The 26,529-nt window shown below is 61.8% G+C and carries 18 protein-coding genes; 4 read left to right on the top strand and 14 right to left on the bottom strand.

All coding sequences use genetic code 11. The features are described 5' to 3' along the window. The first annotated feature begins 167 nt into the window (after positions 1-167). The gene (locus U7114_RS01445) at positions 168-488 is read left to right on the top strand and encodes a hypothetical protein (RefSeq protein ID WP_323056362.1); all 321 of its coding nucleotides are present in this window, start codon (positions 168-170) and stop codon (positions 486-488) included. On the opposite strand, the gene U7114_RS01440 is transcribed toward U7114_RS01445, so the two are convergent. Next, positions 485-2,614, bottom strand: coding sequence for a GmrSD restriction endonuclease domain-containing protein (locus U7114_RS01440; protein ID WP_323056361.1), 2,130 nt, complete (start codon positions 2,612-2,614; stop codon positions 485-487). The genes U7114_RS01445 and U7114_RS01440 overlap by 4 nt on opposite strands. Positions 2,615-3,185: 571 nt before the next feature. Here U7114_RS01440 and U7114_RS01435 point away from each other — a divergent pair. After that, a complete protein-coding gene (locus U7114_RS01435; protein WP_323056360.1) occupies positions 3,186-4,358 on the top strand; it encodes a PD-(D/E)XK nuclease family protein in 1,173 nt (390 codons plus the stop codon). A 283-nt stretch (positions 4,359-4,641) separates the two neighbouring features. Beyond that, positions 4,642-4,887, top strand: a complete 246-nt coding sequence (locus U7114_RS01430; protein ID WP_323056359.1) for a hypothetical protein — start codon at positions 4,642-4,644, stop codon at positions 4,885-4,887. A 15-nt stretch (positions 4,888-4,902) separates the two neighbouring features. Here the strand turns inward: U7114_RS01430 and U7114_RS01425 are convergent, their stop codons facing one another. From U7114_RS01425 to U7114_RS01365, 13 genes are all read right to left on the bottom strand, one after another. Beyond that, positions 4,903-8,196, bottom strand: a complete 3,294-nt coding sequence (locus U7114_RS01425; protein ID WP_323056358.1) for a UvrD-helicase domain-containing protein — start codon at positions 8,194-8,196, stop codon at positions 4,903-4,905. After that, positions 8,193-11,027 (bottom strand): PD-(D/E)XK nuclease family protein, encoded by a 2,835-nt coding sequence (locus tag U7114_RS01420; RefSeq protein ID WP_323056357.1) that lies wholly within the window; start codon positions 11,025-11,027, stop codon positions 8,193-8,195. Before U7114_RS01420 ends, U7114_RS01425 begins: the two co-directional genes overlap by 4 nt. Beyond that, entirely contained in the window at positions 11,024-11,893 is an 870-nt protein-coding gene (locus tag U7114_RS01415) for a sigma-70 family RNA polymerase sigma factor (RefSeq protein WP_323056491.1), read from the bottom strand. The genes U7114_RS01420 and U7114_RS01415 overlap by 4 nt, the downstream gene beginning before the upstream one ends. Then, positions 11,890-13,533 carry a DEAD/DEAH box helicase gene (locus tag U7114_RS01410; protein ID WP_323056356.1) on the bottom strand — a complete coding sequence of 548 codons (1,644 nt, stop codon included), beginning with the start codon at positions 13,531-13,533 and terminating at the stop codon, positions 11,890-11,892. The genes U7114_RS01415 and U7114_RS01410 overlap by 4 nt, the downstream gene beginning before the upstream one ends. Positions 13,534-13,612: 79 nt before the next feature. Next, on the bottom strand, positions 13,613-15,301 hold the full coding sequence (locus tag U7114_RS01405) for a nuclease-related domain-containing DEAD/DEAH box helicase (RefSeq protein ID WP_323056355.1): 1,689 nt from the start codon (positions 15,299-15,301) through the stop codon (positions 13,613-13,615). Positions 15,302-15,408: 107 nt separating this feature from the next. After that, entirely contained in the window at positions 15,409-15,972 is a 564-nt protein-coding gene (locus tag U7114_RS01400; protein ID WP_323056354.1) for a hypothetical protein, read from the bottom strand. Between the two features lie 283 nt (positions 15,973-16,255). Continuing rightward, a complete protein-coding gene (locus tag U7114_RS01395; RefSeq protein WP_323056353.1) occupies positions 16,256-16,870 on the bottom strand; it encodes a hypothetical protein in 615 nt (204 codons plus the stop codon). Between the two features lie 285 nt (positions 16,871-17,155). Continuing rightward, on the bottom strand, positions 17,156-18,937 hold the full coding sequence (locus tag U7114_RS01390; RefSeq protein ID WP_323056352.1) for a hypothetical protein: 1,782 nt from the start codon (positions 18,935-18,937) through the stop codon (positions 17,156-17,158). 89 nt (positions 18,938-19,026) lie between these two features. Further along, positions 19,027-20,541 (bottom strand): TY-Chap domain-containing protein, encoded by a 1,515-nt coding sequence (locus U7114_RS01385; protein ID WP_323056351.1) that lies wholly within the window; start codon positions 20,539-20,541, stop codon positions 19,027-19,029. Between the two features lie 66 nt (positions 20,542-20,607). Continuing rightward, positions 20,608-21,936: a TY-Chap domain-containing protein gene (locus tag U7114_RS01380; RefSeq protein WP_323056350.1), complete on the bottom strand. Its 1,329-nt coding sequence runs from the start codon at positions 21,934-21,936 to the stop codon at positions 20,608-20,610. Positions 21,937-22,170: 234 nt separating this feature from the next. Further along, positions 22,171-23,172: a sigma factor-like helix-turn-helix DNA-binding protein gene (locus tag U7114_RS01375; protein WP_323056349.1), complete on the bottom strand. Its 1,002-nt coding sequence runs from the start codon at positions 23,170-23,172 to the stop codon at positions 22,171-22,173. A 29-nt stretch (positions 23,173-23,201) separates the two neighbouring features. After that, the gene (locus U7114_RS01370; protein ID WP_323056348.1) at positions 23,202-24,731 is read right to left on the bottom strand and encodes an ADP-ribosylglycohydrolase family protein; all 1,530 of its coding nucleotides are present in this window, start codon (positions 24,729-24,731) and stop codon (positions 23,202-23,204) included. Continuing rightward, positions 24,728-25,693 carry an ARPP-1 family domain-containing protein gene (locus tag U7114_RS01365; protein WP_323056347.1) on the bottom strand — a complete coding sequence of 322 codons (966 nt, stop codon included), beginning with the start codon at positions 25,691-25,693 and terminating at the stop codon, positions 24,728-24,730. Before U7114_RS01365 ends, U7114_RS01370 begins: the two co-directional genes overlap by 4 nt. 93 nt (positions 25,694-25,786) lie before the next feature. Between U7114_RS01365 and U7114_RS01360 the strand changes: the two genes are divergently transcribed. Further along, a complete protein-coding gene (locus U7114_RS01360) occupies positions 25,787-26,458 on the top strand; it encodes an NUDIX hydrolase (protein WP_323056346.1) in 672 nt (223 codons plus the stop codon). Positions 26,459-26,529: the final 71 nt, after the last annotated feature.

The following is a 26,529-nucleotide window of genomic DNA, read 5'->3' as shown; positions in this document are numbered from 1 at the left end:
CCCAAAGAGCGTTTCTAACACGCCACGGGCGAAGTTGAAAGCGGCAGAGCCAAGTGGGCGTGCCAGAATCCCGAGTGCCGCCATCGTGGCGGTGAAGCCGCACCAACGTATCTGGCCCACTACCGCCTTCGCGGCCCGCGGGACGTAAAAGGGCACGGGCGCTGGACGTGATCCGGCAGTCGGCCACGAACGGTCCCCGGGCGCGGGGACGGATCTTCCTGTGGCTGACTGTGGTTGGCCCGGTCATTCTCGCGGCGATCCTCACGGTGGGCTTCATTGGCGAGGATTCCCTTCCCCAGCTCCTGAGCACCTTCGCGCTCGTGGCGCTGCTGGCGGTGGCCAACTGGGTGAACCACCGTTCCCGCAAGGTTGAGCCTGGTGAGGCCTCGGAGGATGCCAAGCAGCCGGTGCTTATTCGACTGAATACTCCGCTTTGGCCGGGCGCGCCCGTTGCAGTGCGAAGCATGCTCTGCGAGGACTGCTGCTAATCCCTTGGGTCAACGCGTGACTTCTCTAGGCGGCTGCGAAGGGTGGCAAGTGTTATCCCGCGCTCCCGGTCGACCACCCAGAACGTCCAACCATTGGTGGCGCGTCCTGTTATTCGCTTCGCCGCTCCGGACGGCGTTTCAAATGGAACTCCGAGTACCAATATGGAGCCATTCGCCAGAATGGTGGCTGATTCAGACGCTTCTGTACCTCGGGTGTAGATTTCTTGCCCAGGCGTGAGCAAGCCTGCCTTTATCAGGTCGGCTACAGACACATCGTGGACGACGTCACCCCGAAACTCGCCCTGGCTTATGCCAAGGGCTCGCTCGGGTACTGGCCAGATACTAAAAATGTCTTGAAGTAAGGCGGAGGTCCTTTTATCAATCGCCTCTTCATCCCACCCGTCGGCGCCTAGGAGGCCGAGCTGCTGGTTCAAAAGCAAAACGCTGTGCTCATTCAGTGCTTGTAGCTTGCCGTCAGGGCCAGCCCAGGGGCCGTTGGAAACCCTGCTGTTCAAGCCGCCTGCCACTAAGGTCAAGTTGCCAAGCCGGTGAATGTGCTTGTCCCGTTCCATCTGCCGTAGGACGTCGTCACCGACGCTCCAGTTGCGCCGCCAGCTCTGCGGCAAGAGGTGTTCGATAGAGTGCACTCCTCGGCGGACCATACCCTCAGTGAAGGACGTCCTCGATGTCCCGTAGCCTCTGAGATGATCTTCCACTGACTCAAGCACCATCTGCAGGAGTGATCTCCTGAATCTCTTGTAGACGGGAGCCTCAAGGAGCTCGGCTTTAAGGTCTTTGTCAGATGGCCAAGCCAGATTTGGTGCGCTTGATTCCGTAAGTAGGTCGGTGAGTACGTCTCCAGCAAAGTCGCGGGAGGATTCCTCGAGCCGTGTGATCAGCGCCGCCACAAATTGACCGATGCCCGCATTCCCGGACCTCATAAGCGCACGTCTGACGAGCCAACTTTCCAAGGAAACTAGAAATCGAGTCAGCTGCACCTGGGGAATCGGGGCTTTCCGAGCGTCTAATGCCCATATGAGGAGCGGGCCAGCACTTTGTGTTCCCAACACCGAGGTCCTGTAGGCAAAAAGTTCCATTCGGTTCAGATCGCTGGATTTATCGTCTGCTGCTTCGCTCCAGGACCTGTAGTCCACCGCACACGCGTCGATGTGAGAAAGCATGTCCAAAGTCGCTGGGCCCGCCTTTTGATCCGCAAACTGCTTGAACTTACGAAAGACCTCGCCGGTTGGTACTTCAGAGCCAGTTTGGGCGATGAGCCACTGGCTTAGGTAGAGCGAGATTCGGGGGGATGAGACGCGTCCGACGCTAACTTCCTTTTCCCAGAAGGCGGTTTCGAAGTGGGCCCAGTACTTCTGGTACATCGATTCAGTCTCGGGCTGGTCCAGATCCAACCGCTGAAAGACGAAATTTTTGATGAGGTCGGCGCCGGTCAGGGGCGTGCCGCGGGCATTCAATGTCTCAAAAATTTGCTGCGAGTCTTCATTATGCTCGAGCTCGATAGCCACGAGAGTCAGTTTGTGGATTAGAGTTCGCGTGAGAGTTTTTGCGCGTTCGATCGCGTTTCCACGCTCAAGCCAAGAGCGAATCTGATGTAAGAAAAAGGAATGCGCTGCCGTCAATAGACCATGTGGACCAGCAGTTACCGACCCCGGTTCTACTTCTCCGGTCGTGATGATTGCTAGATATTCTTGCTGGTCTCGGGTCGTTGGGGTCAATTTGTACCGGTCAGCCGGGCCTAGGAAGGTCTCACTGTTTCGAAAATGAGCTCTGAGGTACTCGGCTTCTTGAATGCCGTACTCACCGATAGCGCGGAATGCCGCGTGAAAGATTAATTGGAGCGTAGTTAGGCGCTGCTGCCCGTCTATGACTGATCGCGTTTGGACCGCTGCGGCTCCTGAGACCTTTTGCAGAACGACTGCGCCCATAAAGTGGGGTTCAACGCCGTCGCCTTCGGCTGAAACACGGCCAGCCAGTCTTTCAATGTCTTCCCATAATGGAGCCCATTGTTTTTCTTCATTCCACACGTAAGGTCGTTGAAAGAGCGGCACGAGGATACGTTGGCCAGCCTGAAATACTTCCTGAAGGTTCTTAACATTCGTGTCCATGTAGACCTCTCTTCAGATCAAAATTCAGCACATCTTCCGTGTGCTGGCTTCGGATCAACAAAGTCCTGCACTCTCGAGGTTAGCGGCGAAACGGTGAGATGCGCCTCAAACCGTGGCGGTCAACGGTTCCAGAGCTGATGCCTGTACTCGTTTATCAGCTGAGCCTCCAGCTGAAGGGCCTCCGCTCTGGTCTCGACCGTCTGCCAGCGAACTTCCAGTCCTGCATGGTCTATCGCTGAACGCGCAGCCGCCTTCGCCCTCATGGGATTGCCTGCAAGTGCTTCGTCCAGCCGTGCTTGGAGCCACTTCGGATCTTCCAGTGCCCTGTCAAAAGCATGTTCTCCCAAGCCGGAGCCGGCTCCCTAGCCGCTAGCATAGATTGCCAGCCGGCCACGGAGTCCGTTGCCCTTCCGTTCGCCAGCCATGCCTGCATCCCATCACGCGGTTGTACCGGGCGGCACGGGCAGGTTTCACGTGGACCTCGACCACCAGGAGGCAGTGCTGTTTTAGTCTTTAGCCAGTGGCCTCGTCTTCCATTTGGCCTTCACGTCGATGCTAGGGGGACGATGTCTTGTCAGATGACTTGGTAACTGGGCTCCTGCCAGTGCTGGGCAGGTCCCTCAAACTGGGTTTTAACATCTTTGACGTCATGCATCACGGACTCCACGAGAAGCAGATCTCGAATGTATTCAGATGGTTGTTGGACCCCGAGCAGACGCACAACCTGGGCGACCGTTTTCTGCGGATCTTTATCGACGAGTTGAACCGGGTTTCGATGGGGAGCGAACCCCTCCCGCATGGCAGCTACTTGGTGCGTCAGGAGGTGGACACCTCGGTGGGCGGGGCGGGAGCGGACATCGCCGACCTTGTCCTTGAGAGCGAAGATGCGGTCATCGTCATCGAGAACTACTTCACCTCTGACGGTCATGGTCACAGTTACAGCGGTTACCTTGCGTTCAGCGTCCGGGACGGCAAGCGTGGCGTCGTCGCTCTTTTGTGTCGCGATGAGGATGTGTCCCTGCAGACCCTGGGGTGGGAGGACGCCGCGGTCCTCACGTATGGCAAGTTAGCTGAGAGACTGCTGGAACACGTCGGTGGCGACAGGGCTTACCAGCGGAAAAATCCCGATGCCTATGCGTTCATCGAGCAGTTGCACCGTAAGTTCGTTAGGGGCAGGGGTCGCGTGGGTGATCAGGAAGTGCTCAACTTCGTTGTTGCCATGTGTAACACCGGAGAGGTTCGCAGGTACCAATTGCAGCCCCAAGATGTAGCCGCTGAACGCTTTGCTGAAGATCTTGCCGTTCAGGCGAAGGAACGGTTTGGCGAGGGCCGCGACCTCCTTCAGCGAGCCAAGGGGCGCCTCAGTGCCTTCAGTGAGGGACCGCTCAGACGCCAACTCAACGCGACGCGCGGTGAGGGGTTTGTGCAGGGAGTCAACGCGAGATTCGCGGGGATATACCAGTGGACGATCAACATCGACGTGAAAGATGAATCGAACGACTTGGGCCAGTCGCGGCTCCAACTCAAGTTCGGGCCGTCAGCATGGTTCGCCAACGAACAGGATCCGAGCTGGACCCGGACCGTCGAGTCGAGCCAAGCGGACTACTCGCGATTGTTCCTTACGTGGCCCGGCGTCAAAGAAGTCCGTCAGTCGACCGTGAGTATCCATGACGTGCTTGACGGCCTCGAACCCGCCGACCCTAGGCTCCACGACGAGATTAGTGGGTTCCTCAGCGGAAACTGAAGGCTGCCGGACGGGGGTGCACTCGACTTGTCGGAATTTCCTGTCAGTCAAAGGGCGAAGACGGACTGGGAACTGCTATCCAGCGGTCGCGCACTCTGTGGCGAAGTCCCAAGAACTGGGAGACGTAAGCCCGAGATTAACCTGATAGGAGATCCAGCCAGCAAGTGGACACCACCTACACGACTGAGCAGGTGACGGAAGTTCTTGGGTTACAAAAAACGCTTATGCATAGGAAATTCTTGTAACTTGTCAGAATGTCCGTCACTGCGGCTAGGTTTCCGCTATGACTGAAAAGGGAAAAGCAAAGAAATCAGCTGTGACAAGACGCTGCCCGGTGTGCGGGCACGAATCCTGGCGCATCATCTACGGAATGGTTATGCCTGACGTCATCGAGCAATATCCGAAAGCGGAATTTGCCGGCTGCGTCATTGTGCCCGAAGACCGCTTCTACTTTGCTACCGGCAAAGTTGAAAGTGGCATAGCCAAGTGGGCTTGCCAAAATGACGAGTGCCGCCACCGCTGGTGGTAGACGGCACTCGTCACTTTACGACTCGGCCTGTGCTTTGGTGTGCCGTGCCTGACGGCGGATTTCAGCATCTCCGGTTCGGCAGAAGATCAAGACCAGTTCACTCACTTTTTGACCGGTGATGCCCTCCACCATGCCGGCATAGGTCGACAGCTGGCGCCAGTAAGCCGCCAGGGTCTCCTGCGTGACACTGATGTCAGTCTTGAAGTCGGCGATGACCAGGGTTTCGTCGTCCTCGCGGTACATCAGGTCAATGATGCCCTCGAGAGTCATTCCGTTGTGGGGTGTGACCACGGGAAGCTCAAGCCAGTGCTCCCGGTCAGCCGCACGCAGTACAGGCGTGCTGCGTAGTGCAGAACGGGCACGTTCAGCCAGGCCAGCGGGATCTGCCAGGCTGGATGCGCTGGCGATCCTTTCGGCGAGCACTTCGAGGTTCTCGCTCTCTCGCAGGTCACTCAGCTCGAGCAGCCGGTGAAGAGCCGTACCGAATTCCTTGCCATGTTCCCCGCCGGACGCTGCCGAGGACGGCAGCGAGCCATCCTCGTCAATGCTCACAAAATGCGGGATCCTGTCGATCTCAAACGCGGCCAAGTCGTCACCTCCTTTGGCAATTGCCGTGACGGAGGTGGACGACACGAGGGCCGAATTCTTCTGCCAAAGATCCCGTTGCTGCCGCCACTCTTCAAACGCTTTGACGGGCTGGACTTCGTGGGCTGTCCTCGCCTGGAGCGGCATGTCCTCTGGAACACGAAGATCTGGCGCCGGAACAGCGTCGGCTGCCTCTTTGAGGAACTGGCCGAGACTATTCCTGGCGTTCACGTAGTGGGAAACCACAAGGTGGCTTTCCGCGCGGGTGCATGCAACGTAAAGCAGGCGGCGCCGTTCTGCATCATCGAAGTCCTTTTCGATGTCCTCAGCGGTTCCGTATCCTGCGGATCGTATGTCGCCGATGAAATGCACCTGTACTTGTGAGCTCTGATCCCAAAGGGCTGCCGCCTTCTGGTTGTTGGGTCCGGAGCCTGTACCGGCGAGAATCACCATTGGGAACTCGAGCCCTTTAGAAGCATGGATGGTCATGATCCTGACGGCCTGGACGTCCGTTTCCGGCACTACAGCTTCTTTGACCCGTGAGTTTTCCTCCTGCTGCAAGGCCGCCCACACCAGGTAATCGCGCAGGCTGCCGTGGGTGGCCTCCGTCCAAGCCCGTGCTTGATCGATGACAAAGCGTAGCCGTCGCCAGACGTCCCGGTAGCGCGGCGCATCAATGGCTGCCTCGAGCATACGTCGGTCAGCGGCGAGGTGCTCCATAATTTCGGCCGGTGTCATCACCTCTATCTCCCGGCACAGGGCGGCAAGATAAGCGATGGCGTGTGCGACGGTGGAATTTTCAAGCGCATCGGGCGCCTCCGCAAAGAGGTTCCAGCGGCCTCCAGCCCGCTTCCACTCGAACAGTTCATCATCACCGCACCCGAACATCGCCGACCGCAGGGACAGCACAAGTGCCGCCTCATCCGCGGTATTGGAGATTGCCCGCATCGCGAGCAGCAGATCGGTCACCTCCTGCGTGGAGTAAACCAAAGACGAAGCCTCGGCCCGGTACTCAATGCCGGCATCGTCCAATGCATCCTCGAGGGCGGCGAGGGCTGTCCGGGTGGGGATCAGGACACAAATGTCCTTCAGCTCAACCGGTGAGCACCTAAAGCCTTGGGACCGCTTGCTTTGCTTCTGCCACGCCGGCAGCCCTGCCGTGCCCGTCGCGACTCTGATAGCTGCGGCAACATCTGCAGCTTCCTGCCGGCGCATGGCATCGGCCGAGACCTTTCGCGCTTCGTCGGCCTGTGCACCACCGCGACCAATGATTGAGACGGCCGGGCCGTGTTCATCGCTCCACTCGGGACGCTGGGGATCGGGCGCCAAGGCGCGGTATTCCGGCTGGACCGTGCCGTTCGCCGTGATGAGCTCGCCGAATGTGCCGTTGATCCACTCAAGCAGTTTTCCCGTGGACCGGAAGTTGGTCTGGAGAGAAGCGGTCTTGGAATTCGTGTCTTCTGAAAAGCGCTGCTGTGCCGCGAGGTAGGTGGCGATGTCGGCCCTGCGGAAGCGGTAGATGGACTGCTTCGGATCCCCGACCGTAAACAGCCGGCCTGGCGGTACGCTGAGCTGCTCCCAGCCGTCGGGCCCACAAACCTCACTAGCGGCAATCCGAGTGGCCAGTTCAGCCTGGATAGGGTCCGTGTCCTGGAATTCGTCCAGCATGATGCAGCGGTAGCGATCATGCAGGGCAGCATGGACAGCCTGCTTGTCCTGGCCTACAAGGAGGTCCCGGGCGTGGATGAGGAGATCGTGGTACTCAAGCTCGCCACTGCGCTGGCGTTCGCGGGCCGCTTGAAGAAGGACCTCGGCCATGGCGGCGGTAACGGTTTCAACGGCGGGCTGCACAAAGCTGTTGCGCAGGGCTATCGCCTGCTGTGCCAGGTCTTTGCAGGAGCTCCGCACATCGGCGACGTTGATGGACCAGTTGCCCTTTTGCCCTCCGCTGAAGCCGGATTGTGGGACAGCGTGCAGCAGTTCGAGGACCAGGCCAAGTTCGCCGGATTCTGCCTCAGAAAGGCGTCCGTGCCAGCTCTTAATGTGTTCGAAGGCGGTCAGCAGTTTGTCCGCAGGGTCAGAGCAGTGGTCGGCATGTGCAAGGACATCGGAAGTTTGCCTGAGAAGCGGGCCAAGGTCAACGGCCGGAATATGGCGCCTCCGGGGAGGATGGCTTTCCAGCCGGTCCCAGTTGGCGTCCAAGTCAGCCGCAACGTTTTGCAGGTGATCCAGCGAAACGCCGACGGCGAGGAGTATACGGAGTGCGTCGTCCATGGACGAGTCGGCGAACAGTTTCTGGCGGGCATCTTCCCACCGCCGCGTGAACGCAATCTGGGACCGCAATTCATCCACCACGGTGATCAGGGGAGGGACTCCAGCCTCGATGGGATGTTCGCTGATGATGCGTGCTGCAAAGGAGTGAATGGTGCCAATGGGAGCCGTATCCAGCTGGTCGAGCGCCCGCCGGCGCAGGTCTGTGGGGCTGGCATCCGTTAGCTGCCAGCGGACCCGTTCCCGGAGCTCACCTGCTGCCTTTTCGGTGAAGGTGATGGCTGCCACGCTCTTGAGTTCGACGCCGGCGTCAACCATCGCGCAGATGCGCTCGACGAGTTCATGCGTCTTGCCGCTGCCTGCACCCGCTTCAACGAAGATGTTCGCTTCGAGCCCCTGCTCGATCAGTGTTCGGTCGGTCTGGTCTGTGAGTTCCATGAGTTCCGGGTTCATTTCTCCGCCTTCAGGAGCTGGGCATAGGGCTGCAGTTCGGGGGCGTTTTGAAGCTTAAGCCATTGCTGGCCAAGCTCTTGGGCGCCCATCATGGTGGTGAAGTTGACGTATCGGTCGGACTCGGGCCGTGGCGGGAAGACTCCGTTCCGCAGCGCAGTAATGATGAGACCCACATCCGCGCGCAGTTGATCCACAACCTCGTCAGTCACGGTGTAGCCGATTTTCTTGAAACCGCCTGCTTTCGAGATGAACCAGTATTCCGCTGCGACATGGGACGAATTGTCGCGGAGGGTCCGGGCAAACAGTCCGTAGACGGGAAGCTGGTACCGAGTGCCAGCGGCAGTCGGGTGCTTCGCGAGCGGCTCATAATCTTTCGACTTGCCTGTCTTGTAGTCGATCACCCGGACACTGCCATCGGAATGCTGGTCAATCCGGTCCACCTTTCCCCGGAAGCGAACCGTAGTGCCGTCGTCGAGAGTCAGTTCAACAGGCGGGTGGCTGTCCGTGTCCTCGGGCCCGAAGGTCGCCTCTTCGGCGAGATACTTCCAGCCTTCGGTAAAGCTGTCTTGGTCGTCCGCCAGCACACGCTTTAGGTCTTGGCGGAGCATGGCCTGATTGCGGTCCCACACGTGGCTGAGCCATGCCGGATTTGCGACGTCCTCAAAAGCGGAGTCTGCCAACTCCATAAGGCGGTCCGACGACGGCGGAAGGCCGTCTTTCGTGATGCTGCGGACGTAGTCTTCCAGCACTCGGTGAACTAGGTTGCCCCGTTGCTGCGGCGAAATCTGCACTTCGAGTGCCGAGTCCTCCAAGATGCTGACTTTCAGGACGTGTTTCATGAAGTAGCTGAACGGGCTGGTGACCCATTCCTCAAGTCGGGTGGGGGACAGTGGCTTTTCGGGGTCCGCGATGATCCCCGCAAATGCACCGAGGTTGCCGTTGAACCTGGAGAAAATGCCATCCCGCCTGTCGCGGGTTGCAGCCAGCGCATGCTGCAGCGCCCTGTCCTCTTCCAATACGGAGGTGCGCTCCTCGGCAGTAAGGATACGACGCAGCCGCCATTCCTGGGCTGTGGGGGGCAGCGCGTCGGAGGCGGGTGCGCCGTTCTCGATGCCGTGGGCGAAGGACCGCAGCTGGTTCTGTGGCTCAGGCTTGCGGTTGATCCAGCGTGACACTTCGTAGCTCCCGGAGCCGCGCAGGTCCCCGCGGGGGCTGGTAATGAACCGTTCCGATCCTGTAGCGAGGGCAGCAAAGAACTGCTCCTTGCTGGCTTCGGCACGTTGCTCCACCGTTGGGAGACTCCCGCCCAGCATGGCACGGGCGCTGTCCGGAAGCAGAGGGTTCTCCCGTGTCCGTGCTGGGGCAAGCCCTTCCGCAACCCCCATAAGAAAGACGACATCAAGGTCCCTGGCGACCGCATCAGCGAAACTGCCCACGACAATCCCCGTGCCGCTTTTCCCGGTCCAGCGGCCTTTTGAGGCTACGCCGTCTTCCAGGGCGCTTTGTAGGAGCGCCGGGCGGGGCAAAGGGCCGACAAGGTCCAGATGCCGGAGATCCGAGGCGGCTTCGACCAGCGCGTCGCGGGCAGCGCTTTTCTCCGCACGTTCGCCAGCGCCCCTGGGACCCATGAAGTCCTCAAGAAGTGAGATCAGCGACGCGGAGGCGTCATTCCATGAGGCAGAAGCTAGGACCTGGCTTATCCGTGCCGCAAGGGCCTCTTTGAAGGACTGGAAAATCCGGAACTTTTCAAGGTAGTCCGCGTGGGCGGAGGTGTCTGCTCCTGCATAATCCTCTTCGGCGGGTGGATTTGCATAGAACCTTTCACATGCTGCGCTACTGGGCAGTTTCTGCTCATGCCAGGAGAAGGCACCCTCCGCATGGATTTTCAGGATGGCGCGTTCGTCGAGATCCTGCGGGTCCAGTTTCAGCAACTGAAGGAGGCCGCGTGCCAGGGGCGAGTCCATGAGCCGGTAGGCTGATGGTCCGACGAAAGTGACTCCGGCCTGGCTGAGGCGCTGGGTGAGCAGCGCGGCGTAGGGCTGGGATGCCGAGTGGAATATTCCGATACGGTGTCCTGGGGTCCCTGCTGCAAGCCGCTCGACGACGAGGCGCACCACGGCGCGGGCTTCATCGTCGGCGTCGGACGCTGTCAGAAGTGTTACGCCATTCTCTGCCGAGCCGGCCGCCGTGAGATGCTGCATTCCGGCCCCGTCGAGGCTCGCTCTGAAGATTGCCTCGCCGGGACGGTTTTCTGTACCGAGCATGAATCCGATAATGGTGCCGAGCCGCTGCGTCACGGTCTTGGTCCCGAGCTTGTTGCTGGCAAGGGTAAAAGCCTCATGGTCCGTGAACCACCGCCGGCCCAGAGCCTCCTTTGCGGCCCCGTGAAGCCGGAGCACTTCCTGCATGAGCTCGGCCAGTTCCGGGTCGGTGGGATCCGGAACCGCGTCGAGGAGCTCGGCTGTCCGGGCTATCGCACGGGCGGTCGAGGGCTGGTCGGCGACATCCTTGAAAAGCCCTGGTTCGTCCAGCAGGACCCGGCTCACGGCTCCAAGCCGGAGGACGGGAAGAAGGGGACGTCGCCCGTTCACAGCGTCGTCGTCGGCGATAAGTTCGGTTGCGAGGTCCCTGAGTGTGAACGCCCTGACCCCCACACTCCCGGCGCCCCCGTTGAGGGTCCTGCCCAGGTAACGGGTCACGTCCAGGCCCGCGGCATGGGAAGGCACCAGGATGGTGACGGGAGTCAGCGGATCGGCGGCCTGGGCATGGCTGATCAATGCTTCCAGCTCGGCCAAAGCGAGACTCACCGAAGGGAAAATCGTGCAGGTCATGCAACACCACCATAGTTGTACTCGCGTAGGGACTGGGATCGTTCTGGTTCTCTGAGCAGAGCCATGGTCTTCGACTCGATCTGGCGGATGCGCTCGCGCGTGACGCCGTAGGCCTTGCCGATGGCGTCGAGGGTCTTTTCTTCGCCGTCGTCCAGGCCGAAACGCATCGCAATGACTCCGGCCTCCCGTTCAGTCAGCGTGTCCAGGACCGCATGCACCTGTGCCGTCAGCTGTTCCTTGGCGATCTGGTCAAAGACATCCACGTGCCAGGGATCGAGGAGCTGGTCCGCCAGCGGCTCGAGGCCCCCCTTGCCGTCCGGCGCGAGGTAGTCCAGCGAACGTACGGGCTGGTCCAGCGCCAGAAGATACTCCACTTTTGCAGTCGACTGATCCGTGAGCTTGCCGAGTTCCTCAAGGTTGTATTCGAGCCCCTTCCGGGCCGCTTCACGCTGAATTGCCTGCACTTTGTGGATCTGCTCCACCATGTGGACCGGGAGCCGGATGACCCGAGCCTGGTCGGCCAGCGCCCGGGTGACAGCCTGCCGTATCCACCACGTCGCGTAGGTGGAGAACTTGTAACCCAGGGTGTAGTCGAACTTGCACACGGCCCGGTGCAAGCCGATATTTCCCTCCTGAATCAGGTCCAACAGGTCCATGCCCTGATACACGTACTTCTTTGCGATGGACACCACCAGCCGGAGGTTCGCCTCGAGCAACGCGTCTGCAGCCCGCTGGCCCATCTGGGCGATCATCCGGAGCTCCCGGGTTTCGCGGCGCCCGCGGGCAGGGCCTTCCGCCAGCAGGTGGGCGGCGTAAAGGCCGGCCTCGATGTCCTTGGCGAGCTCCACTTCCTGCTCGGCTGTCAGCAGGTCCGCGCGGCCTGCCCGCTGGAGGTAGTCCGATACCCCGTCGTCGCTGAAGCCCTCGAGGCCCCTGAGTTCCTCAACCCAGCCGGAGTCTTCAAGATCAAACGACGTAGGCGCGCTCTCGTCGTCCTCCTCCACGGGAGGCTCCACCGCCGACTCCAGATCACTGCCGATCTCCGGTCCAGCGCCATCCCCGGGCGTACCCGCCGTCGGCTCACCAGGCTCGGGCCCGAGGCCTCTTCAGGTTCGGCCTGGCGGAGGAACTCCTGCAACCCGTCCTGGTCCGTCCTGATGTCGAAGAACCCCACGTTGCGGGCGAAGGGCAGGACCTTGCCCAGGAACTCCTCACCCTGGACGTCCGGATCCTCCACCGTGCCCTTGGAGTAGAGGACAACCAGGCGGCCGGGCCGCCCGTCGGCCTTCTTGCGGATAACGCGGCCCAGCCGCTGCACCATCTGCCGCTGGCTGCGGTTGGCTGCAACGATGATCCCGAGGTCGGCCTCCGGGACGTCGATGCCTTCATCGAGGAGCCGCGGCGCGGTGAGTACCTGTGATGCGCCGGTGCGGAAATCCTCCAGGCCCTGCCGGCGGTCGTCCTTGGCCATGCCGCTGAACACGGCCGACGCCGTCGATCCGAGGGACGTATACAGCTCCTGTGCCCGCCGGGCTGAGTCCTGGGTCTGCGTGAAGACCAAGGTCCCGCGGGACCCATCAACCGTTCCCTTCAGAGCTGCCAGCGCCAGGTACTTTGTCTTCGCTTCCGCCAGCAGGGTGAGCCGCGAGGACATTGCCCGCATGTACCTGCGCGCGATGGTTGCTTCCCGGCTGGGCGAATCCGAAGCGGCCAGCGCGGCCACGGCAGTGATGAACTGGGGGAAGGGCCGCCGCGGGATGCCGGCGTACGTCTCCAGGTTCCGCGCCGCCTCCACCATCACCATCGAGAACTCGTCATAGTCATTCTGTTCCGACGGCGTCAGATCAACGCCGACCAAAGCGATGTCGAACGGGGCGATGACCTGGTCCTTCAGCGCCCGGTCGTACCAGAGGTTGTAGATGACGCCGCCGAAGTAGGGCGTCAGGAGGTTCTCGTGCTCACCGTCCGCCCTTTCGAACGTGGCTGTCAGTCCAAGCCGCCAGGCGTACCCTTCCTGCAGAGCGCCGGTGAACATGGGTGCTGCATAACGGTGGCACTCATCAGCGATGATCAGTCCGGCCTTGTGCGAGCGGAGGGTCTCCCGGTTCGACGCGGAGTGAACGATGGCGACGAGGATGTCCACGTCATCGAGGGAATCGGACCGGCCGTCGCCAAGGGCGCCGCGCCGTGCGGCGGGCAGGTCCCGGCGCAGGGAGACCAGCCATTGGCGCTGCAGCTCGGCTGTTGGCACCAGGATCAGGACTTTGATGCCCTGCCGCACTGCTTCGAAAGCGGCGGCGATCCCAACGCGCGTCTTGCCGGAACCGGTCACGGCTTCCACCACGCCGCGGCGCGCATTCGAGTGCCAGGCCCTCAGCGCCTCCTGCTGCCACGGATACAGAAAGGCGTAGTCGTAGGAGGCAGGCACCGCCGCGGGTTCAGCCTGTACGGGCACCCGCGGAAGCGTCGCGACCGGGTGGGACCCGGCGTCAGCTAGTTCTGGCATTTTCATCCCCCATTGGACGGTTCTGATCTGGTGCCTGAAGAGTATTGCGGGGCAACGACAATTTAGGTGAGCAGCGCCACTAACCGTCTTCCAGCACAGGCTTCCATGCCTGGCTCCGGGACAGCGCGAGCTTGAGTTCGCGTCCGCCGGCCTCCTCCAGCAGCCCGGAATCACCCACAACCACCAGTAGGCTGCGTGCCCGGGACAGCCCGACGTAGAGCTGTTCCCGGGCCCGGTCCATGTCCTTGAAACCGTTCACGCAAAGAACAACAACAGACCGTTCCAGGCCCTTGAAACCCAGCACATGGCCGTAGAACTCACCGTCGTTGGCGTGGAAGTCCCGCCAGTACTCTTCCGTGGCGCCGCGCTTAAAGTAGTCCAAATGGATGGGGTGGCGGTCCTTGGTGGTGAGAAGCGCGATTTGGTTGTTCGCCCAGCCCTCGTCGATCAGCGAATCCAGGCAGTCCCCGGCGATCTCGAGCGCATCCTCGGTTGGGCAGTCCACGAACCGGACGGGCAGGCCCGTGCTTCCGCGGGGCTTGAAGTATTCGCCGGCGAATGGCTTGAACGTCTCAGCGATCTTGACGGTATTCCGGAGGTTATCGTCGATGTGGATGGGCACGAAGGTGGCCATCGGCCCGCTGGTGAGGTCCGCCGTCGCGCCTCCCCAGCGCTGGTAGACGTCCTGCCGGTCGTCCATGAACGCGTATACCTCACCCGCGTCCGGGTCGCTGGTGCACGCGAGAAGGGCGTCCCACCACAGGGGCGCGAAGTCCTGCGCTTCATCGACGACGACGGCGTCCAGCCGCTCGTGCGGCTCCAGTCCGGCTGCCAGCTCCTTCAGGAGGCGGGGCATCTCGACGTCGAAATAGTCCTGCCCCGAGCCGTCCGGGACTCCCAGCCCGCGCACGTATTCGTGGAACTCGCCCGTGAACACCGGCTTGGCTTGCCGCTTCCATGTCCCGACGCGGTCCTGGAGGTATTGCCCGAGGCCTTTGTTGTAGCAGAAGAGGCCTACGCGTTTGCCCTGCTTGCTGAGCAGCTTGGCCTTCTCGACGTCGAGCCACGTCTTTCCGCTGCCCGCGCCGCCGGTGAAACGGACCCTGTTGAGTGAGCGCGTTGCCTGGAGCAGCACGGACTGGCGTTCCGTGAGGTGGTCCTGCTCTGCTTCGTCCTCCTGCGAGGTGGTGGAAGGTACGACGGCGGTGTCCAGGTTTCCGCCCAGCCTGCGGACGATGCGTTCCAGGAAGGCCGGGGCCAGCGGGGAGGCGCCGCCGCCTTCGTTTTCGATGGCTTGGCGGACGAGGTCGGCGGGGGACTTGCTGCCGGTCTGGTCGAGGATGAGCGACCGCGGGCAGCCTGCCATGGTCCAGTCCCGCGGCACGTCGGTGTAGGGCAGGCTGACCATGTAGACGCAGCGGCTGCTCAGGCGCGCACCGAGCTGGTTCTCCAGCCAGTTCTTGAGGGCGTGGAGTGAGCTCTGGGACTGCGCCACGGGGCTTTGGATCCTGCGTCTCTGGGTGCGGTCCGACTGGTACCACTGCCCGTCCGTGATGCTGACCTGACCGCCCTTGACCTCGATCGCAGCCATGCCGACATTAGGCCAGAGGACCAGCAGGTCAATTTCGTATTCGTTCCGGCCGTCGCGGACGTGCACCGAGTGGGCCAGGACGCAGTCGTCGGGGAGGCTGTTCCGCAGGGCGGTCCAGACGGCCTTCTCCGCGTGGTGTCCATCGCCGAACTCCGGTTCTTCCGGAATGCACCTCATTGCCGCCCCCATATTGATAAACCGGCTCCCCGGTTTTGCGCTGATCCAACGTTAGCTGGGCGGGACTGATTCACCATGGCGACACGGACAGGTCAAATTTCCCGATGTCAGGAGCGCCACTTTGCGGTGTCTTTGAAAGCGGCAAGTCCAAACTGGGCGCGGATATCAGCCAGATCGCGCGTATTCCGGTCAATCTGCCGAACCTGCTCTTTTTCGATGAACCAAGCAGTGATTCGAACTGCGATCACCAGCGGCAACAGCAACAGGAAAGCCCAGCCAGCCGCAATGATGAAGTCCGGCATGGTCAGGAATGCATTCTTCAATGCGATGGCATTGTTCAGGCTTCCCGTCAGGCTGCCCAGGATGTCATTCAAAGTATCGGTGATTGGCTGGAAGAACGGCCCGGCAGACAGCTGGGGACTGTCAAGTGTTGGATCCTTCCCGACAGACCAGCGCGGGTCAGTGAGGTGCGCAAGGATGTAAAACACCACTGCCAGATTGGCGGCAGCGAATGACACCGTTGCCGCAAGCAGGGCACTAACGGTCCTTGCGGCGATCTTCAGTGGAGAAGACACTGGGCTGCCGATGACAAACAAAGCGCCGACAATAAAGGCAGCGAGCCATACGAGATTCTTGAATGTATCGACGCTGACACCACTCAGCATTTCCATGGCACGTTCCATCTTCCTAATGCAGCGTAAGAACTGCGGCCGTTGGCCGCAGAGTTTGGTCCGTCCCGAAGGGGCCGAAGCAATATGGCCAAGTTGGGCGGACAGAACTGTCCGGGAGACGTCCGGATGGTCCAGCTCAAGTGTGCGGCTTCCACGGGGACGCGGCAAAACCATCTTGGAGAGGGGCTGTGGTGTGGACCCCGGTCGCGACTGCCGGCTGTCCCTTGGTTCAGCGTTAGCCGGGCTGCCTAATTCGCATTCTTCATCGCCGATGTGTCTCTGGTTATTCCGACCACCAAGGGGTGTCCGTGAAATCTTCACCTTGTGCTGCCTCGAGCACGGCACCACGTAAATCTGACCAAGCTGTTTCCCCATTTGAGAGGGTCCTGACGGTGTCCAGACCTATGCTGCTATAGCCGAGGCGTTGCAGGGCGCTGCGCTTGACGATGTAGAAGGACCATTGGTCCAGGTCCAGCGGGTTGTAGTCCTCGTGCCGCTTCGCAGTTTGTACGCAAAAGACATATACATTCGCGTTTAGTTGCTTTCCTGCCGGATCGTATCCGTGACGAGGGTGGTACCGGGTCCCCTGCAGCCCTCCGAAGGCGATCCGGCTGGGGCGGGGCTGTTCCCACGCCTGCAAGTAAGCCGATGACTTCACCTCGACACGAATCCCATCCAGCAATAGGTCGTAGGCGTCCCATTCAACCCGGCGAACGCTTTGTAGCCCGAGAGCCTTCGCTACAAGGAACTCAGCGAGGTAACCCCGGGCATTGTTCATCCGTAGGTCACTCAAGGCGAATTTCCAAAAGTCGGCGACGGTGGCATCAACGCCAACGAACGGATCAGAACCATCAATATCTGTGGCTTTTGGGGGAACAATCCAAGCCTCCTCGTCCATGCGAGAACAGTACGGCACCCAGGCCCCACCTGGAATCCTTCCAAGTGGGGTTGTTGACCTGAGTTCGCCCGTTCGCTGTTACTGCACGGGTGCCGGTTGGATGTGGACGAGGTCAGACCCTCGGGCGCCCCGAGCCTCGCAAAGGCACGATTCGTGCCTCCTCGGCCCACTTAAGTGGAGGGAACGTAGGGCAGCCATGACCTGTTCGGTCTGCTCTGCATTGAGCCGCTGGTGTCGTGGGACCAATTCGGGGTCGGACAGTTACGGCCAGCACAGATCCGGAACTTACGCCTGGGTTTCGTCATGCACAGCCACCCTAGAGAGTTCGATAACTCCATCGGCGCATTTCCAATAGTGGAGGCGTCTTGCTGCTGGCACGTTCTGTTCGATATAGAGTCGCCAACAAACGTCTTGGCCGTTGTTGCGGGTGACTGCTTCTGATCCTCCCGAGGCGTGTGTTCTCAGCTGGTGGGCTTCGCGCAAGCCAAGCCGTGCTGGATCCTTAACTAGGAGGTCAACAATGGCTTTAAGAGCCTTCCTCTGCTTTTCTTGCGGCTGCTCGTGGAGCGTCTGCAGGAAGTCTTCGCCGAGCCGGTAAGGGCCCAGCGCTAGCCGATTCTTGTCGGCAGCGGGAATCTGCACCGCCCACGTTAAGTTGAGTCTGAAGTCGAAGTCTTCTGCCGGGTCCAGGAACACACGTTCTGCAGTTGCTTCCTCCTTGCGGACTCCGCGTAGCTTCTTTCTCAGGTCCGAGAGATGCGTATTAGCAGCGGCGAGGTCACGGCGGAGGCGATCTCTTTCCTGCTGCAAATCAGCGATTTCGACGGTCTGTTGACGGCTGAGCATAACGTCAGCACTCAGCTCGGCTTCGTGCACTTGGTGCCGATGGTTGGCAGACCTCAGTTCATTGAGCTCTGTTTCAAGTTGTTCCCGCTTGCCGCGTTCGGCGGCAAGCGCCAGTTCCGTCGTTTTCAGTGCTGTTGCCCCCGAGACCGGACTCGCGTTTCGCGTCTCAAGTACCTTATCGGTGACTTTGGTGCTCGACGCCTCGGGCGTGTTCCGCAGAAGATCACGGCCGGGGACCAGCCAGGGCCCTCCACCCGGCACCAGCTGCGGAGCGCTCAGCACAGGTTCAGTGTCATCTACGTCGAGCATCGACAGCGCTATGTGCCCGTTGCTCCGATGGAGCCTGACGGCGACAACTTCGCCCTCCGTCAGGAGGTCAGCCACTGAATCCAGCTCATTTGAGGAGATGCTGCTGAGAATCAGGGTGTGCGAGTGACCGGGAACCAGGGAAAGGTCGGCGGATTGCGCCCCAACTGACTGGACGAGGGCAGGTACCAAGGCACCGTCGGCATGGTCCGCGCCTGGGACAGGCGGTTGGATAGGAGCGATGGAAAAGATCCTCTTCGCGGTATCGAAGGCGCCCGAAATCGTCATGCCCTCCCGAAGGATCCAATGCAGCGGGACTTCAAGCCCGGTGGACTCCGCAGGTAGGAAAACCTGCAGGCCATTACTGAGTTCCAGAACCGCCCTTGTGCCGTCAGGGGCAATACTTTTCACTAGACCGGACTCCTGCGTGTCTGATCTACTGGCGGGGCTCGCAGTTTTCCAACCGCCGGAGAAGGCGAGATCCTCGGCGTCCCGGATAATTTGCGCGGTCACGGCCTCGACGTCAGCCCGGCTTTGTACTAGTCGAAGCGGGCTTCTGTAAGGGTTTTCCGTCCATTTCAGCCCCGGGGGATAGACTCTGGCGGCACTGCCAAAGATCTGCGTGTCTGCCGGCATCAGCTTTTCGAGGTCATAGGTGAACGTTCCGTTGGTTACGACTACGACGTCGGCAACACCTTTCAATTCCCGGGCGATACTATCGCCGTCAAGACGAGGTTTATCTTCCTCGGCAAATCGGGAAATAACTACAACAGGACGCACACGTGACCGTTCCAGCAGGAGAGTTGCCAAATCGTCTGGTTCCAGATCTGACAGGACAGTAGCGGGTGCCTCTGCAGTGCTCTTCAGCTCACTCGAAAAGTCAGCGGGCTGGCGATGGCGACGACGTTTGGGCACGGTCACGCTCCTTTCTTTCCCGGTGTCCGGCCGGCTGGTTTCAGAGTAGATCCAGCCCGAGACAATTCATTCGAGCCGTCGCCTAAGCATCAACTTGCCCTCCGCACGTCTCGATTCACGCCGCTAGCTGCAAAGTCCAGGATGAGGCCACCACCGGGTCCCGGACCGCCGGGGAATTCTGCGCTGTGCCAGCGGACCTTCTGCGGATCACGGCAGTCCCGGCCGTACGTAAGGCCCTCCATTAACTGGTGCCCGGCTTCAAGGGGCGCGATGCCCTGCTTGTGCCAGTTGGGCACTTCCTCATCGGGCGCGGACCAGCCGTTCCTGATGAGATAGTCGGTGTCAATCGGCCACTGGTTCGCGGAAAGGAACTCTTCTGACACGATCTCGCACCAAACACCGTCTGCACTCGGGTTTGCCTGAGCGTAAGGCCGCTTCGGTCCGTCAGTTTCGTCACCGTAGTCGATGCTCAGAAATGAGTTCCATGGCATGTTGGCCAGCACTTCGCTGACCAGTTCGCCCGCACGGGCCCAGTCGTATTCCACATCGTTCTGGGTCCTGCACATCGCTACGAGCCCGGCGAACTCGTCCACGCCGACTTCTGGGGGCATCGCCGCCCCGATCACCGACTCCCAGGCGCCGAAATGGCGGCGAATGGCGATCACCGACGGGCGGTCGCGTCCAGCAGCTGCTTCGGCGATCACCCAACTGTCATAACTGGCCACGTCCTTCGGCGACCCGAAATAGCGGTACATGTTCAAGAAATCTTGTGCTGCCTCTTCATAGTTAATCCGCTCGAATCGTTCTTGCTGGCTTGGGGCCGCCAGGCCAGCGGCCTCAAGAGTTACCGACCATGACCCTCTGCCTACCCGATCACGAATAACGCGAGCCGGAACTAGCCACCCAAGTCCGCCATAATCTGTTTCCTCTGCCAACAGTGAGGTCGTATCCCTGAACTCCGAATAGGAAATTCCGGCCGCGTTCCCCGTTCTAATTGCCTCGGCTGTTTTCTCAACCGTGGCAATCACTTCGGCTATCTCAGACGCAGGGAGTCGCCCCGTTTGAAGCTCACGGAATTCTGCAATGCCCGGCAGCGGCATCTTCCCGAGCGCGAAGCGGTAATCAGGCTCCACGCCGCGATGCCGTCCGATGATGTAGAGCAAGCTGAGCATTTCGATTGAGCGCACCACCGGAACATGGTCGCTCCTGACATGGGACACCCGGAGGTAGATGTCTTCGAAGATTTCAAGACTCCGGAGCAACTCGACAGCGATCTCAACATCTAGCGGCACCCCAAAAGCCACCAGAACCTTGGGCACGTCCACGGACTCAATTCCAGCGCTCAAAAGCCGCTCGGTCCGTTCCATTTCCCCGCCAAGGACTTCAGCGGTAATGGAGCAACGGTTCCGGAGCGCTTTTGACCGCTGCTTTTCCCCGTTGTCGGCTATGCGGGTGCTCAGCAGACGCAAGACTTGGTAGCTGTCCATTTGCAGTGAGGCGGCTATGCATCGCAGCGGGTCACCGGCAACGTATGAAGCCACGGCCTGGTCAGTTGGGTTCCCTCGTTCAGCGTTGATTGATGTATTGGAATCTGGTTCCGTCATCGTGTGCCCCCCAATAGTCGTAGTAAGAGTCAAGCTCGGCAATGAGCGTCCAAAATCTCATCGGTCTTATCCGGCGTTCCGCAACGACTGGACATCGCCGGCCAGAGCATCTTCGATGGTCACTCCGTTGTTCCGTCCCTGCCCGCTGATCGGCTGTCGGGTGCTCCACCGTAGTTGCCAAGGGTCGAGGCAATGCCAGCCGTACCGCAAGGCATCCAGAATCTGGTGGCCTGAATCCTGGAAAGGCATCTCTTGTTTCCGCCAGTGCGGAGAGTCATCGTCCGGTTCAGCCCAGTCTTCGTAGTGCAAATGGTCCGTGTCGACAGGGTCTGCTCCGTTGGCGTGGGTCTGCTCCGGTGAAATCTCACACCATATTCCTTTCGCTGTGCGCCCGGCGCGTGCATAAGGCCGAAAGGTCCCAGTCCCTATTTCCGCGTACTCGATATGTAGTGACCTTCGGCGGGGTAGGCGTGCGAGAAGTTCGCAAAGGTATTCGCCGGCTCGTACCCATGCTGCTTCATGAGATGAATCAGGCAGCGCGAAGAGCAACTCCACGTCATCAACGTCTCCCTTGGTAGAAGCCCCGAGCCCGTTGTCGCTGGGTACGCCCAGAATTTCACTGAGGGCTGCATCCCAGCGGCCATAGCGCTTGAGAAGCTCCAGAACGGATGGCCGGTCTCTGCGTAGAGCTATTTCCGCGATAAGCCATCGGTCATAGTTTTCTGGGCTTGGCGGAAAGCCGCCACGGGCAACTTCTTTGCCGAAATCCTCAAGAGCCCGAGGGAAGTCCTCTTCTTGAAAACGGTCAGCCGCCCGTACCGGGTTCAATGCCACTGTCCTCAGTGCTTGGTCCCAGAACCCGACGCCCAGGCGGCGAATCAGGTCCGAGGATGGGACAGGCCACGTGGCCGATTCGTCGATAATGTAGCCGTTGAATCGCCTTGCAAAAGCCTTTGCTGCTAGAGCGTAATCCGCAACCGACAAGGATGTGACAGCTCGTGCCCGGATGGCGAGCTTGGTGGTCTCAGCGACTGCCAGGACCTCAGCCAATCGCCTTGGGGGACAGTTGGCCCTACTCAGCCGCCTCAGCTCGGCAAGTTCGTCCAAAGGAATTTGACCCAGTGTCAGCTGATAGTCCGGTTCGATTCGGTAATGCTTGCCGATGACGTACATCAGGCTGAGGCTGTCACTCAGCCGGGGGGTCTCCGGTGCCGGCATGTCGAGGCAAAGCCGGAGGTCCCGGGGTCCCAAGGACTGGAGCAATTCGGTCATGATCGCCGAGTCCACTTCGGTGCATGTTGCCAGAGCGCCTAGTACCGTTGGAATTTCGTCTACTGAGAATCCGGAGTCAACTAAACGCCAGATGAGGTGTGATTCCTTGTCAAGGACTTCCATGGTTGCGGCAGTCCTTGACCGGGTACTGCGCATTCTCGCCAGTTCGTCTTCATCGCCAATCTCCCTAGCTAGCCGCGAGTAAAGGGCTGGCAGCTCCGTTCCATGCTTGGCTGCGATCAGACGAAGTGGATCACCTCTGCGGTAAGCATGAGTGATCGGACCGGTCAGCAATTCGGAAGGGAGGCCTGTGCCTTGGCTGACGTTTTCCCTGTCCACTTCCCCCAAGTCGACCGCCTACTCCTGTACACTGCGGATTGCGTTCGCCCAAGTGCCGTAGATGTTCCTCACGGAAGCCCCGGAGGGGCGGGAGCGACCTGCGGTCAGTTCCTGCTTTACCCACTCGTCGTAGCCGGCAAACGTCGCATTCGTTTCCGCTGCCGACGCGTAGACGCAATAGTCCCGTACGGCAGAGTCATAGTCTTCGCGGGTGAACTTCAGCAGTCCTTTGGATCGGCCCTGCTTAGTGGTCCCGATCCCCATAGCCTCCAAGGCCTCGTTCCAGCCGCCGAACCGCTTCATTACGGTTTGCCGAGTAGGCGGCCAAGGGAAAGCTCCCTGCCGGGAGACCAGGCCGAAGGCCACAACGAGTTCGTCGCGGAGCTCCTGGTAACGGGCGCCGGTGATGCTGACGGCCGGGTCCTCCGATAAATGCTTCTGCGCGGCGCCAATAACTCCCAGGATGGTCGCCACGTCATCCGGCGACGCTTCGGCGGACTCCAGGGCGGCGCGCAGCTCACTCATGAGGGACAGGTCCAGGTTCACAACCGCCCACTCACGGTCGGGCGCAAGATTCCGGTCGGATCCCAGCAGGAACCAGATCCCGGCAGCCAGCGCCTCTTGGGAGAAGATGTCGTCGACCTGGGCCTTGGAGAAAAGAATGGACGATCCCTTCAGGGCTTCTTCGGCCAGATCAACGTCGATCGCCGGGTACAGCGCCTGGAGCTTCACCACGGCATCGGGCCGGGTCACGCCACGCTTGGCCATCTGGCGGGCGAGGTCCCCGTACTCCGCCAGGAAGGCTTCATGCCCGGCGCGTGTAGCCGCCTCCCGTGCCGCGATCCGGTTCTTGCGGGACTCTTCGGCGTTCGTACCGCCCACCTTGGCGATCACCTGCCGGACGCGCTCACGGGTAATGCCGAAGCTCTGGCCGATGGCGTCCAGCGTCTCGCCGTCCGCGTAGCGCTCAACCATGGCGGCGTCGCGCTGCTCCCGGCTGAGTTCAGGAGTTGTTGTCATGGTCATATTCCTATCAGCAGCCTCGGACATTATTGGGCACCTGCGCGCGTGGCACCGCCGGCCGCCGTGTCGGTGATGGTTTCGGCTTCTGTCAACACCTGCATGAAGAGAGGATTTGGCCGCGCACTAGGCAGTACCCGCCGCACGTCCTCGAGCGCCTCCAGCGGAGAAATTTGAGAAAGGCGGGCACCATACAAAGCAGCCACAGTCGGCGTCCGGGACTCCGCCCGGACACAGTGCAGCAGCAGAGTCTTGCCCTCCGCGCGGTAGCGTTCGACGGCGGCCGCCGCCTCCCCGAGGACAAAGGCCACGTGTGCGTTGTCGCCTTCAACAGAGGAGTCGACCACCCAGAAGGTGGCATGGTTCTCGGGCTCCACGCCCGGCACGTCCAGCGTGCCCAGCCGGCAGAGCGACACCACCGCGTCTATGCCCAGCTCAGCCACCCGCTGAAGCGAGCCGACGCCGCCCAGCCATACGCCGTCGTCGTGCGGATGCCGGACCAGCGCGTCGGTGCGGCCCCACATGCTGTAGTCGTGCCGTTCAGCCCGCGGCCAGGACAGAGGCCGCAGGCCCTCGGCGCGGCCCAGCTCCATGCCCAGCAACATCAGGTCACGGGCCCGCAGTCCCGGCCATCCGTGAAGCCGCTGACGCCACTCGAAAGGCACCGCGGTGTAACCGTAGGCCGCTCCCAGCAGGCCGCCGGCGATCGCGGCCACCGTGTCCGTGTCGCGTCCGCCGCGCACCGCATCCTCCAAAGCAGCCCGAAGGTGGGCCGGGCCAACAGCTGAACGGCCCGCATAGTGGATGGCGCTCCACGCCCCCTGGAACGCCTCCACCACCCAGCCGTTGCGGGTGAAGCCGCGGGGCCGGGACCGCTCAGCGACATCAATCCGCTCCAGCCACACGGAAGCCCGTCCGGCGGACAGCAGCGGCAGCCCTGCCCGGACATCGAGCAGCCCGGTGAGAACTGCATGGCGGATCGCCACGCACCACAGCCCACACGCCTCCCGGGCATCAGCATCGGCGTGGGTTAGGGCGCTCAGCTCACCCGCGGCAGCCATCAGTTCAGAGGGCTCCCGGTCCAGGTAAGCCAACGCAAGCGGAGCAGTGCGCATCAGCGACCCGTTGCCGGCGCTGCGGCCGGTCCGGGCGTGGAAGTCAGCGGCCGCGGCAGTGAAGTCCGCGGCCTCAACCTCGCGGCCAGCAGCGGCAGCCAGCCTCCGTGCAGCGGCGATGACGGCGCTCGTCTGCGCCCCCACGTCCTTCGCATCAGTGGCCCAGGCAGTCCATGCCCGGACCACCACGGTGAGCGCCGCGGGGGAGGAGGGGCCGCCGTCGGATGCGGACTCCAAAAGGGCCTCGGCGATCGGGATGGCCATGGAGGTGTCGTCGGTCCACTCGGCCGGCGCGAACCCGAACGGGCCGCCGCCCTTCATGGTCACTTCGGCGCCGTCCGGCAGCGGTGCACCGAACTCGTAGCCGGCGCCGAGGGCGTCGCCGGCGGCCAGGGCGACGAGGACGCCGGCCGCGCGGTCATTCTGTAGGGGGTTCAGTTTCATGCCATCTCCATCAGGGGGTGTTGGGTGTTCCAGCCGGTCAGGTGGGCCAGCTGCGGGCGGCGCTGGGGGAGTGCGACGGCGATGCCGGCGGCGGTGACCGCTCCGGCGGCGCGGGTGACGTTGCGGCTCCGGAGGGAGCCGTGGTGCCGTACCTCGACGCCCGCGGCGTCGCCGTCGAACGTGCCGAAGTCCATCGCCTGGACCCGGGCTGCGAAGTCGCGGGCGCGCTGGCCGGGCATCGGCCCGGAGGCCAGCGCCTGGGGCGGCAGGAGCTCAAGGTCCAGCAGGGCAGACTCGACCAGCTGCCGGTAGTGGCGGCGGAACAGCGTGCTGGTGCCGAACACCTCCAGGAGCAGAGGCTGCCGGGCCAGGCTGATCACCACGCCGCGCTGGCCCTCCAGCGGGGCCGGCGCGTCCGCGGCGCTGAACCGGTTGCGTTCCTCTTTGTCGTCCTTGAACCAGTCCAGGTGCTGGAGGAGGGAGCTGGTGGCGGAGACGCCCCGGGCGGCGTCGAAGCGGCGGACCCGTTCCCAGATCCGGTCCTGCCGGTTCCCTCCCCGCTGCCCGTTCATGCCGTTGGCCAGCTCGGACCAGACGTTCAGCGGAGCGCGCCGTGCCTGCCGGCGGTGGCTGGTTTGCCCGTCCTCCCAGCGGCCGGCCTCGACGCAGAACGTATCGATGTCGCGGGTTTCGCCCGGGCCGAGGACGACGTCGCGGGCGCAGGTCCGGTGCTGCTGGCCGCCTTCGAGCAGCTCGCCTTCCAGCAGCAGTGCCGGGTGCGGGCCGTTGTTGGTGACGGTGAGGCGGGACACCTGGGCGCCGCCGGCGAGTTCGGTGACGGCGACGTCGGCGTGGGTGCCGGTGCTGATGCCGAGGCTTCCGGGGGCGGAGGTCCAGACGGGGAAGATGCTGAGCGGGCCGAGGCTGCTGCCGGCGCCGACGTGAAGCTGCGGGACTTTCATGGGAACCTCCAGTTGATTTATCGCATTTCTGCGCTAATTGGTTCCAGTATGCACGGGTTGCTTCTTTAGCGCAATACTGCGATAAATGGTTGTGTGAAGGACTCCAAGAACAGCCCAGGCCCCTCCCTGCTCGACTACCCGCGGCCGTCGGTGGCAGTCGATACCGCGGTGCTGACCGTTTCGGAGGGCAGCGTGTGCGTGCTGCTGGTGCGCCGCGCGGAGGACCACCAGCACGGGAAGTGGGCGCTGCCGGGAACCTTCCTGCGTGAGCGCGAGACCCTGGCGGACGCGGTGCTGCGGTGCCTGCGGGAGAAGGCAGGGATTTCCGGGCGGGTGCCGCGGCAGCTGCAGGTGTTCGACGAGCCCGGCCGCGATGACCGCGGCTGGGTCCTGTCGGTGGCGCACGTGGACGTTGTGCCGCTGGCGGCTTTGGAGGAGGCATTGACGTCCGACGGCGTCCGGCTGGCTTCCGTGACCGGGGAACCGGAGCTGATCGCCGGGCTGCCTTATGGACACGCGGACATTGTGGCGAATGCGGTGGAGTGGCTGCGTGCTGCCTATGCGGAGGCGCCGGATCCTGGGGCGCTGCTGGATGAACCTTTCACGCTAAAGGAGCTGCGGGAACTGCATGAGGTGGTGGCGGGCACACCGTTGATGCGCGACACGTTCCGCCGGTTTATGGAGCCGAAGCTGACCGGGACGGGTCAGATGTCTGACGGGACGCGGGGGAGGCCGTCACGGTTGTGGGCGCGGGCTGCTGCCTAACGTGCACGGCGCCTCCTAGGGAGGGGGACGGGTGCTCGCCCGAAAAAATCCATATGAGGCAGGGTTGATTT

Source organism: Pseudarthrobacter sp. C1, assembly GCF_034720455.1.
Taxonomy (GTDB): Bacteria; Actinomycetota; Actinomycetes; order Actinomycetales; family Micrococcaceae; genus Arthrobacter.
The sequence above is the reverse complement of the archived record's forward strand: the minus strand, read 5'-3'. Positions and strand labels throughout refer to the sequence as shown.